11 protein-coding genes are annotated in these 10,928 nt (G+C 71.2%); 6 read left to right on the forward strand and 5 right to left on the reverse strand.

What is annotated here, in order from left to right; all coding sequences use genetic code 11:
- The first annotated feature begins 126 nt into the window (after positions 1-126).
- Positions 127-1,245 (forward strand): glycerate kinase, encoded by a 1,119-nt coding sequence (locus tag AQI94_RS27420; RefSeq protein ID WP_062229977.1) that lies wholly within the window; start codon positions 127-129, stop codon positions 1,243-1,245.
- Positions 1,246-1,297: 52 nt separating this feature from the next.
- On the opposite strand, the gene AQI94_RS27425 is transcribed toward AQI94_RS27420, so the two are convergent.
- Complete coding sequence (locus AQI94_RS27425) at positions 1,298-2,494, reverse strand: PucR family transcriptional regulator (protein WP_031042054.1); 1,197 nt, start codon at positions 2,492-2,494, stop codon at positions 1,298-1,300.
- A gap of 181 nt (positions 2,495-2,675) precedes the next feature.
- On the opposite strand from AQI94_RS27425, the gene AQI94_RS27430 reads away from it, so the two are divergent.
- Genes AQI94_RS27430 through AQI94_RS27450 form a run of 5 tightly spaced genes read left to right on the forward strand, consistent with a single transcriptional unit; the run spans position 2,676 to position 7,467 of the window.
- Positions 2,676-3,470, forward strand: coding sequence for an ABC transporter ATP-binding protein (locus AQI94_RS27430; protein ID WP_031042056.1), 795 nt, complete (start codon positions 2,676-2,678; stop codon positions 3,468-3,470).
- Positions 3,471-3,475: 5 nt separating this feature from the next.
- A complete protein-coding gene (locus AQI94_RS27435; protein ID WP_107064228.1) occupies positions 3,476-4,240 on the forward strand; it encodes an ABC transporter ATP-binding protein in 765 nt (254 codons plus the stop codon).
- Positions 4,237-5,127: a branched-chain amino acid ABC transporter permease gene (locus AQI94_RS27440; protein WP_031042061.1), complete on the forward strand. Its 891-nt coding sequence runs from the start codon at positions 4,237-4,239 to the stop codon at positions 5,125-5,127. The genes AQI94_RS27435 and AQI94_RS27440 overlap by 4 nt, the downstream gene beginning before the upstream one ends.
- Positions 5,120-6,202 carry a branched-chain amino acid ABC transporter permease gene (locus tag AQI94_RS27445; RefSeq protein ID WP_031042064.1) on the forward strand — a complete coding sequence of 361 codons (1,083 nt, stop codon included), beginning with the start codon at positions 5,120-5,122 and terminating at the stop codon, positions 6,200-6,202. The genes AQI94_RS27440 and AQI94_RS27445 overlap by 8 nt, the downstream gene beginning before the upstream one ends.
- Positions 6,199-7,467 (forward strand): ABC transporter substrate-binding protein, encoded by a 1,269-nt coding sequence (locus AQI94_RS27450; RefSeq protein ID WP_031042067.1) that lies wholly within the window; start codon positions 6,199-6,201, stop codon positions 7,465-7,467. The genes AQI94_RS27445 and AQI94_RS27450 overlap by 4 nt, the downstream gene beginning before the upstream one ends.
- A 75-nt stretch (positions 7,468-7,542) precedes the next feature.
- Here AQI94_RS27450 and pssA read toward each other — a convergent pair whose 3' ends face one another.
- The 4 genes from pssA to AQI94_RS27470 form a co-directional block, all read right to left on the reverse strand.
- The gene (pssA, locus tag AQI94_RS27455; protein WP_031042070.1) at positions 7,543-8,361 is read right to left on the reverse strand and encodes a CDP-diacylglycerol--serine O-phosphatidyltransferase; all 819 of its coding nucleotides are present in this window, start codon (positions 8,359-8,361) and stop codon (positions 7,543-7,545) included.
- 22 nt (positions 8,362-8,383) lie between these two features.
- Positions 8,384-9,040, reverse strand: a complete 657-nt coding sequence (locus AQI94_RS27460) for a phosphatidylserine decarboxylase (RefSeq protein ID WP_031042072.1) — start codon at positions 9,038-9,040, stop codon at positions 8,384-8,386.
- Between the two features lie 170 nt (positions 9,041-9,210).
- Positions 9,211-10,416: an acyl-CoA dehydrogenase family protein gene (locus AQI94_RS27465; protein ID WP_031042073.1), complete on the reverse strand. Its 1,206-nt coding sequence runs from the start codon at positions 10,414-10,416 to the stop codon at positions 9,211-9,213.
- Positions 10,417-10,421: 5 nt separating this feature from the next.
- Positions 10,422-10,928: a MaoC family dehydratase gene (locus AQI94_RS27470; protein WP_007385824.1), complete on the reverse strand. Its 507-nt coding sequence runs from the start codon at positions 10,926-10,928 to the stop codon at positions 10,422-10,424.

Consider the following 10,928-nt stretch of genomic DNA (forward strand, 5'->3'; position numbering starts at 1 on the left):
GCAGGGCCTTCTCAGGGTCTGGGCGGTGCATGACTCCGGGGGGCGTCTGCGGTTAAGGTCGCAGCGGCGCGACTGGCCTTGACGTGCGAGAGGCCCGGAGAGCAAGGGGAAATCGTGACACAGCGCGTGCTCATCGCCGCGGACAAGTTCAAGGGCTCGCTGACGGCCGTACAGGTCGCCGAGCGGGTGACGGCCGGGCTGCGCCGGGTCGTGCCGGACCTGGAGGTCGAGTCGCTGCCGGTCGCCGACGGCGGGGACGGCACCGTCGCCGCGGCGGTCGCGGCCGGTTTCGAGCGCCGGGAGGTGGCGGTCGCCGGGCCCCTCGGGCAGGAGATCACCGCCGCCTTCGCGGTCCGCGGGGAGACCGCCGTCGTCGAGATGGCCGAGGCCAGCGGCCTGCAGCGGCTGCCCGCGGGCGTCTTCGCCCCGCTGACGGCGTCGACGTACGGCTCCGGGGAGCTGTTGCGCGCCGCGCTGGACGCCGGCGCCCGCACGATCGTGTTCGGGGTCGGCGGCAGCGCCACCACCGACGGCGGCGCCGGAATGCTCTCCGCGCTCGGCGCCCGCTTCCTGGACGCCGACGGCGAGCCCGTGGCCCCGGGCGGCGGTGGCCTCGCCGACCTGGCCTCGGCCGACCTTTCGGAGCTGGACCCGCGGTTCGACTCCGTCGAGTTCATCCTGGCCAGCGACGTCGACAACCCGCTGACCGGCCCCAAGGGCGCCCCCGCCGTCTACGGCCCGCAGAAGGGCGCCTCCCCGGACGACGTGGAGGCCCTGGACAACGCCCTCGCCCACTACGCGAAGGTGCTGGAAGGGGCCGTCGGCGCCAAGGCCGCCGAGTACGCCGCCTCGCCGGGCGCGGGCGCGGCCGGCGGCATCGGCTACGGCGCCCTCCTGCTCGGCGCCGCGTTCCGCCCCGGCATCGACGTCATGCTCGACGTCCTCGGCTTCGCGCCCGCGCTGGAGTGGGCGGACCTGGTGATCACCGGCGAGGGCTCCCTCGACGAGCAGACCCTGCACGGCAAGGCCCCGGCGGGCGTCGCCGCGGCCGCCCGCGCGAAGGACAAGGAGGTCGTCGCCGTCTGCGGCCGCCTCGCCCTGCCCCCCGAGGCCCTCGGCCGGGCGGGCATCCGCCGCGTCTACCCCCTCACCGACGCCGAGCCCGACATCCAGCGGTGCATCGCCGAGGCGGGCCCGATCCTGGAGGACGTGGCGGAGCGGATCGGCCGGGACTTCCTGGTCTGAACGGGGTGCCGAGGGGCGCAGGTCCCGCCCCTCACCGCCGCACCGGCCCCCCTCACCCCCGCGCCCCCGACAACCGGTAGGCGTCCAGCGCCAGCGTCATCTCGATCAGGTCCCGGGGCCGGGCCAGCGACCGGGACGTGAGCTGTTCCAGCCGTCGCAGCCGGTTGAAGACCGTGTTGCGATGGCAGTACAGGCGCCCGGCCGCCCGGCCCGCCGAACCCTCGCACACCAGCCACACGTCGAGGGTCTCCAGGAGCACGGCCCGGTCGGCGGGCTCCAGCTCCAGGAGCGCGCCGAACACGTCCTTCACCAGCCGGTCGGCCAGCTCCGGCTGGCTCACCACCAGCGCGGTCGGCATCCGCTGATCGAGGCGTACGACCGCGGTGGCGTCCGGCGCACACGTGCGCAGCGCGAGTTCGGCGAGCCGCCGGGCCCGGCCCAGCTCGGCGAGCCCCGGCACCACCGGGCTGATCCCGCCCGGCCCCGAACAACGCCCCTCCAGCGCACGCGCCACACCGTCCAGGCCCTGACCGGGCGCGAGGGCCACGACCGCCACCTCACCGTCCGCCCGCATCCGCCAGATGAACCGGAACCCGGCGCCCCGCACCGGTCGCTCGGCCGCCTCCCGTCGCTCGGCCCGCAGCACCACCACCGCGTACGGCCCGTGCTCCGGCAGATCGAGCCCCGCCGCCGCCCGGGCCGCGAGCCCGGGAGTGGCCTGTCCCTCCAGCAGGGCGTCGAGCAGCGCCTGGAGCTGTTCGTCCGTACGCCGTCTGAGCTCCGCCTCGGTGGCCCGGTACGCCTCCGACGCGGCCTGCGCCTGCGCGTCCACCGCCGACCAGACCATCGTCGTCGACCGCATCAGCGCCGCCAGCCGCTCCGGCTCCCGCCCGGCGGTCCCCTCCACGAGCGCGTCCCACACCAGATAGCCGGCGTTCCGGTAGGCGTGCACCAGTAGGTCCAGGGGCAGCCCCTGGTGGGCCCGGCGCCGGCCCGCGTCCTCGGCGTACTCCAGGTCGCGGCGCGGTGAGTCCCGCGGCGCGGAGATCGTCTCGATGCCGATCCGTATCGCCTCCTCCGCCTCCCGCCACTGCTGGTCGTACGCCAGCACCTGCCCGTAGAGGGGGGAGTGGTCGGTGAGTTGTCGCAGGTGCTCGTCGACCAGTTCCGGCACCCGATCCAGCAGAGCCGTGCAGGACTCCGCGAGCAGCTTCCAGTCATGACCGGTCCGCGGCCGTCGCCCTCCCATGACCGGAGGATGCCACCGGGGCCCGGCCGCGCACAGGCCCCTGACACGCAGTGTTGTGCGGGAGCACAACGGTGGCACCGACCCGCTGGGCACCCGCAGCGATTCCGCCGCGGGCCGTGGACGCCCGCCCGCACCGGTGCTGGGGTGAGCGCCACATCGAGTGCGGACGGAGGGGGAGCCCATGACCGGAGCCGGACTGGTCGTCCGGGACCTGTCGGTCGGATACGGCCCCGTGCGCGCCCTGCGCCGGGTGTCCCTGGAGGTGCCCGAGGGCGCCGTGGTGACGGTGCTGGGCGGCAACGGCGCGGGCAAGTCCACGCTGCTGCGCGCGATCAGCCGCACTCTCGCCTTCCACGGCGGCGCGGTCACCGAGGGCACGGTCACCCTGGACGACCGCCGTCTTGACGCGCTTCCGCCCGACCGGGTGGTCGCCGCCGGGGTGTGCCAAGTACCGGAAGGACGAAGGGTGTTCGCGCGCATGACGGTCGCCGACAACCTCCGTGCCGGTGCCCTCGGCGGCACCCGCGCGGGACGCTCCGCGGCCCTGGACCGGGTCCACGAACTGTTCCCCGTGCTCGCCGAACGCGCGAACCAGCGGGCCGGACTCCTCTCCGGCGGCGAGCAGCAGATGCTCGCCGTCGCCCGCGCCCTGATGGCCACCCCGCGCGTCCTGCTGCTCGACGAACCCTCCCTCGGCCTCGCCCCGCTCATGGCCCGGCGGATCGCCGACACCGTCCGCGAGATCAACACCCAGGGCACCTCGGTCCTCCTCGTCGAACAGAACGCGGCCCTCGCCCTGCGGCTCGCCACCCGCGCGTACGTCCTCGAAGTCGGCGAGGTCACCCTGTCGGGCCCGGCCGCCGAACTCGCCGCCTCCGACGAGGTCCGCCGCCGCTACCTCGGCGTGGTCGACGAGGACGCGGCGTCCGACGCGGACCGGACGACGGACCGGACCCTCACGAGATGGAAGGGGTGAGCGCGATGGACTCCCTGGAGGTCCGCGGGCTGACCGTCCGCTTCGCCGGACTCACCGCCCTCGACGACGTCGGCTTCACCGTCCGCCCCGGCACCGTCCACGCCCTCATCGGCCCCAACGGCGCCGGAAAGTCCACCTGCTTCAACGTCCTGTCCGGGGTGTACCGGGCCACCGGGGGCAGCGTCCGCTTCGGCGCGCACGAACTCACCGGCATGCCCGCCCACCGCATCGCCGCCCTCGGTGTCGCCCGCATCTTCCAGAACCTCGCGCTGCCGCCCCGCGCCTCGGTCGAGGACTGTCTGCTCCTCGGCCGGCACCGGCTCACCCGGACCGGGTTCCTCGCCGCGGGACTCCGGCTGCCCTCGGCGGCCCGCGAGGAACGGCTCCACCGTGAACGCGTCCGGGAGATCGCCGAGTTCGTCGGCATCGCGGACTGCCTGGCACGGCCCGCGGGCTCCCTGCCGTACGGGCAGCAGAAGCTCGCCGAACTCGCCCGGGCGCTGTGCATGGAACCCCGCCTGCTGCTCCTCGACGAGCCGGTCGCGGGCATGACCGCCGACGAACGGCGCCGGACAGCCGCCGTGATCGCCGGTGTGCGCGAGTGTCTCGGCATCTCGATCGTGCTGGTGGAACACGACATGGGGGTGGTGATGCGGCTCGCGGACGCGGTGACCGTACTGGACTTCGGGCGCCGGATCGCCGACGGCGCCCCCGCCGACGTACAGAACGATCCGGCCGTCGTGGAGGCCTACCTGGGGGCCGCGTCATGAGCACCTTCGCCGAGATCCTGCTGAACGGCCTCTCCCTGGGGTCGGTCTACGCGCTCATCGCGCTCGGCTTCGTGGTGATCTTCCGGGCCACCGAGGTGGTCAACTTCGCCCACGCGTCCCTGCTGTTGGCCGGCGGATACGTCACCGCGGTCCTGCACGACGACATCGGCTTCTGGCCCGCGCTGCTCGCCGGGATCGCCGGTGCCGCCCTCGTCGGGGCCGCCGTGGAGTTCCTGGTGATGCGGCGCTACCGGGGCAGCGACCACAGTGTCCTGGCCATCGTCACCATCGGCGTGGACATCCTGCTCACCACCGAGCTGACCCGCCGTATCGGCACGGACGTCCTCACGCTCGGCGACCCGTGGGGGGACGCCGTGCTGAAGGCCGGGCCGATCTCGCTCGCCCACACCCGGATCGCCGCGTTCGTGGCCGCCGCGCTGCTCATCACCGCGTTCCTGCTGGCGTTCCGGTACACCGCGTGGGGGATCGCGATGCGGGCGGCGGCGGAGAGCGCGGAGACGGCCGCGCTGATGGGGGTACGGCTCGGGCGGGTGTCGCTCGGCGCCTGGGCGGTGGCGGGCGGACTCGCCGCCGTGGCCGCCCTGTTCCTCACCGTGTTCCCGACGCCGGGCCTGGAGCGGGCCACCTCGCTGGCCGCGCTCAAGGCGTTCCCGGCCGCCATCCTCGGCGGGCTGGACTCGACGACGGGTGCGCTGGTGGGCGGCCTGACGGTCGGCGTCACGGAATCCCTCGCGACCGGCTACCAGAGCGATCTGACCTTCCTGGGCCGTGGGTTGGGCGACCTGGCGCCCTACCTCGTGATGGTCGCGATCCTGCTCGTACGGCCCGCCGGACTGTTCGGCACGAAGGAGCTCGCCCGTGTCTGAGGCCCTGGTCAAGCCGTTGCGGGCGGTCCGGTCACGTACGTACGCAAGCGCCGCCGGAGCAGGGGTCCTGCTGGCGCTGCCCTTCTACCTGGACCGGTTCTGGCTCCAGGCCGGACTGTTCGCGATGGCCGCCGCGGTCGGCGCGATCGGCATCAACCTCCTGACCGGGGCGACCGGCCAGCTCTCCATGGGACACGCCTTCTTCCTCGCCGTCGGCGCGTACGGCTACTGCGTGTTCGCGGCGGACGGCGGCGACGGGCTGACCGGGCTCGGGCTGCCGACCTGGCTCGCGGCGGTGCTCGCGGTGCTCGTAGCGGGTGTCGCGGGCGGCCTGTTCAGCCCCATCTCCGGGCGGCTCAGCGGCGCCTACCTGGGCATCGCCACCCTCGCGCTGGTCTTCATCGGCCAGCACGTCATGTTCAACGCCCACGACCTGACCGGCGGCGCCAACGGCCGTGACGTCCCGCCGCTGAGCCTGTTCGGCCTCACCTTCGACGACCGTGAACTCCTCGTCGCCGCCGTGCCGTTCGGGTCGGCGGAGAAGCTCTGGTACGCCGGTCTGGTCCTGCTGGCGGCCGGCGCCCTGTTTGCGCGGGGCGTCCTGCGCGGCCGTCCGGGGCGGGCCATGAACGCGATCCGCGACCACCGCATCGCCGCCGGAGTGCTCGGCGTGCCGGTCGCCCGCCACCGGGCCGCCGTCTTCGTGCTCTCGTCGATGTACGCGGGCCTCGCCGGCGTCCTGCTCGCGCTGGTCTTCCAGAGGACGGTACCCGACTACTTCGGCATCACGCTCTCGCTCGAGTACCTCGCGATGATCGTCATCGGGGGGCTGGGCTCGGTCTCCGGGGCGGTGGCGGGGGCCGTGTTCGTGTCCCTGCTGCCGCAGCTGCTGACCCGCTACAGCGACGCGCTGCCGCTGGTCTCCGCCCCCGGCACGGGCGGTATCGCACCGGGCGAGGCATCCCGGTACCTCTACGGCGCCGCCGTCGTGCTGGTGGTGCTGTTCCTGCCCGGCGGTCTGGTCGGGACGGCCGTACGGCGTCGAGGCACCACCCATCCAAGGGAGGAACGATGATCAGGACACACGGCGCCAGGGCCGCCGCGGGCGCGCTCGCCGCGCTGCTGGTGCTGGCCGGATGCAGCTCCAAGGCCAAGGAATCCGGCGGGGACGGCGACCGGGCGGACGCGGGCGGAGTGAAGACCAGGATCGGTATCTCCGGCAAGACGATCACCCTCGGCGCGCTCACCGACATGACCGGCGTCTACGCGACCCTCGGAAAGAGCGTCACCCAGGCCCAGCAGCTGTACGTGAAGCAGCTGAACGCCGCCGGAGGCGTCTGCGGCTACAAGGTGGCCCTCTCGGTCCGCGACCACGGCTACGACCCGCAGAAGGCCGTCTCCGGCTACACCGAGCTGGAACCGAAGGTGCTGGGCTTCACGCAGTTCATCGGCTCGCCGTTCGTCGCCGCGGTCAAGCAGCGCATCGACGGCCAGGACAAGGGGCTGGTGCTCCCGCAGGCCTGGTCGGCGGCGCTGCTGGGCAGCCCGTACATCCGGGTCATCGGATCCACGTACGACATCGAGACGATGAACGCGGTCGACTTCCTGATCAAGGAGAAGGGGGTGAAGAAGGGCGACAGGATCGGCCACGTCTACTTCGAGGGGGACTACGGCGAGAGCGCGCTGGTCGGCTCCAAGCACATCGCGCAGCAGGCCGGGCTGACCGTCGTCGAGCAGAAGATCAAGCCCACCGACAACGACATGACCGCCCAGGTCACCGCCCTCAAGCAGGCCGGCGTCAAGGCGATCGTGATCAGCGCGGGCCCGCGGCAGGCGGCCTCGCTGGTCGGGGTCGCGGCGGCGAGCGGCTTCGCCGTACCGGTCATCGGCAACAACTCGGCCTTCGCACCGCAGCTCCTGGCCACCCAGGCGGGCCCGGCCCTGATGAAGAACTACTACGTGGCCTCGCCCTCGCTCCCCATCGGCGCGGACACCCCGCAGGCGAAGAAGCTGGTCGCCGACTACCGGGCCGCCTACCCGAAGGACGCCCTGGACAACGGCATCGTGGCCGGCTGGACCGCCGTGTCGGCCTTCGGGGAGGCCCTGAAGAAGGCCTGCGCGAGCAAGGACCTCACCAGGGAGGGCGTGGACAAGGCCCTGCTGTCGATCGACTCCTACGACATCGGCTTCGGCGTCGCCCAGGACTTCACCGACCCCAAGTCCCCGTCCTCCCACGAGAGCGTGATCCTCCAGCCGGACAAGAACGTCACCGGCGGCATGAAGGTCGTACGGGAGGCCGGGGCGTCGGAGGCGGCGAAAAGCTACACACCGGGGGCGTGAGACGCCCGCCGGGCACACGACCAGGGGCCCGAACCGTCACCGGTTCGGGCCCCTCGGGAGCACAACGGCTCAGCGCTACGGCAGTTGCGCCGCCCGCGCCTCGCGCCTGTTGCCGCGGAAGTTGTTCACCCGGCGGGCCGTGGCGAACAGCGGGATCACCGCGCCCATGACGAGCTGCAGGGCGCAGCCGGTCTGGAGGAGGAGCTGGCCGCTGGGGGCGCCGAACGCCCACGCCGCGAGCAGACCCATCGCCAGCACGATCCAGGCGAGCATCGCCCCCGCGAGCCGCCCCCGCGGCTTCGGGTACTCCACCCGGCTCACCATCAGCCACGCGGTGCCCAGGATCGCCAGGAGCGTCGCCACGAAGGGCAGCTCAAGGAGCACGATCGCGACCACCGTCAGCGCGCCGAACGGGGACGGCATGCCCTGGAACATGCCGTTCGCGGGCGTGACACAGGAGAATCTCGCCAGCCTCAGCACCACCGCGAGCAGCACCACCACGGCCCCCACCGCCGCCACCCGCTGCGAGGCGTCGTCCGCGACCATGCCGTAGACGAGCACGAAGTAGGCCGGCGCGAGGCCGAAGCTGATCAGGTCGGAGAGGTTGTCCAGCTCGGCGCCCATCGGCGAGGAGCGCAGCTTGCGCGCCACCAGGCCGTCGAAGAGGTCGAAGACCGCCGCGCACAGCATCAGGATGACCGCCGTGGCCGCGCTGTTGCGCGCCATGCCGGACTCCTGGCTGTCGGTGAGGTGCGGGATCAGGATGCCGGTGGTGGTGAAGTACACCGCCATGAAGCCGCACGTGGCGTTGCCGAGGGTGAGGGTGTCCGCTATCGAGAGGCGGAGAGAAAGAGGCATCTCCTCCTCGTCGTCGACCTCGTCGGCCTCGGGCACCCAGCCCGCCTGGGTCTCGGGATCAATCACGGTCAATGCGAGTCACCCCAGCCACCGTCTTCTCGCCGACCTCGACCGCGACGTCCACGCCCTCGGGCAGGTAGATGTCGACGCGCGAGCCGAAGCGGATCAGACCGATACGGTCACCCTGCTCGACCTTCGTGCCCTGCGGGATGTAGGGCACGATGCGACGGGCCACCGCGCCGGCGATCTGGATCATCTCGATGTCACCGAGCTCGGTGTCGAAGTGCCAGACGACGCGCTCGTTGTTCTCGCTCTCCTTGTTGAACGCCGGAACGAACCCGCCGGGGATGTGCTCGACCGAGGTCACCGTGCCGGAGAGCGGCGCGCGGTTGACGTGGACGTTGAGCGGGCTCATGAAGATCGCGACGCGGGTGCGACCGTCCTTCCACGGCATGATGCTCTGCACCACACCGTCGGCGGGCGAGATGACCCGGCCCGGGGCGATCTCGCGCTCGGGGTCGCGGAAGAACCACAGCATGCCCGCCGCCAGCGCGGTGGCGGGCACGGCGACGGCCTTGGCGGCGCCGGACTTGCGCGCGCGTACCAGGCTCAGTGCTGCGGTGGCGACGGTCGGGAGGAGCCACGGCGATGCTCCGCGCGCGAGGCGTACGCCTGCCAGGCTGTCGCGATGTGCAGAGGTTTGGCTGTGGGGCATGGATGACCTTCGTAGCGGATGATGCCGCGCACTAGACGGGGGACGGCGGCTTTCCGGGATCGTACCGGTCGCGGGCCACAACTGGGCAAGCCAGGAAGCCGAGTCGGCGGCTGAACCGTGTTGACGGGGTGTGATCTTCTTCTCCAAGAAAACACCCCGTATCCGGACATCTAGCCCTGGAACCGATACTCTTCGAGCAGCCTGCGACCGATGATCATTTTCTGGATCTCGGCGGTACCTTCACCGATCAGCAGCATCGGAGCCTCACGGTAGAGGCGCTCGATCTCGTACTCCTTGGAGAAGCCGTAGCCGCCGTGGATCCGGAAGGCGTCTTCCACGACCTCCTTGCAGTACTCGGAGGCGAGGTACTTCGCCATCCCTGCCTCAAGGTCGTTTCGCTCACCGGAGTCCTTTTTGCGAGCCGCGTTGACCATCATCGCATGCGCGGCCTCGACCTTGGTAGCCATCTCGGCCAGCTTGAACTGAATCGCCTGGTGCTGAGCGATCGGCTTGCCGAAAGTGTGACGCTGCTGGGCGTACTGGACGCCCAGCTCGAAGGCACGCTGAGCGACACCGCAGCCACGCGCCGCCACATTGACGCGCCCGACTTCCACTCCGTCCATCATTTGGTAAAAACCTCGGCCGGTGACCCCGCCGAGCACCCGATCGGCCGGAAGTCGCAGGCCATCCATGATCAGCTCGGTGGTGTCGACCCCCTTGTAACCCATCTTGTCGATCTTCCCGGGGATGGTGAGGCCGGGGCGGACCTCTCCGAAGCCGGGCTCCTTCTCGATCAGGAAGGTCGTCATCGACTTGTGGGGCGCGGTGCCCTCGGGGTGTCCTTCATCACTTCGGACGAGAACGGCGACCAGACTTGACGTTCCGCCGTTCGTCAGCCACATCTTCTGGCCGTTGAGGACGTATTCGTCACCGTCCTTGACCGCCTTGGAGGTGATGGCGGACACGTCCGAGCCGAGACCCGGCTCCGACATCGAGAAGGCACCCCGGATGTCGCCGGCCGCCATGCGCGGCAGGTAGTGGTCCTTCTGCTCCTGCGTGCCGTGCTGCTTGAGCATGTACGCCACGATGAAGTGGGTGTTGATGATGCCGGAGACCGACATCCAGCCGCGGGCGATCTCCTCGACGCACAGCGCGTACGTCAGGAGGGACTCGCCCAGACCGCCGTACTCCTCGGGGATCATCAGGCCGAACAGGCCCAACTCCTTGAGCCCGTCGACGATCTGCTGCGGGTACTCGTCGCGGTGCTCCAGCTCGGTCGCGACCGGGATGATCTCCTTGTCCACGAAGTCGCGGACGGTGGAGAGGATCTCCTGCTGGATGTCGGTCAGACCGGCGGTCTGGGCGAGGCGTGCCATCGGGCTCAGCCCTCCTGAAGTTCCGGGCGGCCGGGCTGCTCGCCGCCGCGCTCCTTGATGTAGGTCTCGGTGGGCACCATGACCTTGCGGCGGAACACGCAGACCAGCGTGCCGTCCTGCTTGTAGCCCTTGGTCTCGACGTAGACGATCCCGCGGTCGTTCTTCGACTTGGAGGGCCACTTGTCGAGCACGGTCGTCTGGCCGTAGATCGTGTCGCCGTGGAAGGTCGGCGCCACGTGCTTGAGCGACTCGATCTCCAGGTTGGCGATCGCCTTGCCGGAGACGTCCGGCACCGACATGCCGAGCAGCAGGGAGTAGATGTAGTTCCCGACCACGACGTTCTTGCCGAAGTCCGTCGTCTTCTCGGCGTAGTTGACGTCCATGTGGAGCGGGTGGTGGTTCATGGTCAGGAGGCAGAAGAGGTGGTCGTCGTACTCGGTGACCGTCTTCCCGGGCCAGTGCTTGTAGACCGCCCCGACCTCGAACTCCTCGTAGGTGCGTCCGAACTGCAT

It is taken from the genome of Streptomyces pseudovenezuelae (assembly GCF_001513955.1).
Taxonomy (GTDB): domain Bacteria; phylum Actinomycetota; class Actinomycetes; order Streptomycetales; family Streptomycetaceae; genus Streptomyces; species Streptomyces pseudovenezuelae.

Coding starts and splice junctions, on each gene's coding strand:
- AQI94_RS27435 (WP_107064228.1), top strand. CDS start 3,476: ATGGACTCCCTGGAGGTCCGCGGGCTGACCGTCCGCTTCGCCGGACTC.
- AQI94_RS27425 (WP_031042054.1), bottom strand. CDS start 2,494: ATGGGAGGGCGACGGCCGCGGACCGGTCATGACTGGAAGCTGCTCGCG.
- AQI94_RS27460 (WP_031042072.1), bottom strand. CDS start 9,040: ATGCCCCACAGCCAAACCTCTGCACATCGCGACAGCCTGGCAGGCGTA.
- AQI94_RS27430 (WP_031042056.1), top strand. CDS start 2,676: ATGACCGGAGCCGGACTGGTCGTCCGGGACCTGTCGGTCGGATACGGC.
- AQI94_RS27465 (WP_031042073.1), bottom strand. CDS start 10,416: ATGGCACGCCTCGCCCAGACCGCCGGTCTGACCGACATCCAGCAGGAG.
- AQI94_RS27450 (WP_031042067.1), top strand. CDS start 6,199: ATGATCAGGACACACGGCGCCAGGGCCGCCGCGGGCGCGCTCGCCGCG.
- AQI94_RS27440 (WP_031042061.1), top strand. CDS start 4,237: ATGAGCACCTTCGCCGAGATCCTGCTGAACGGCCTCTCCCTGGGGTCG.
- AQI94_RS27470 (WP_007385824.1), bottom strand. CDS start 10,928: ATGCAGTTCGGACGCACCTACGAGGAGTTCGAGGTCGGGGCGGTCTAC.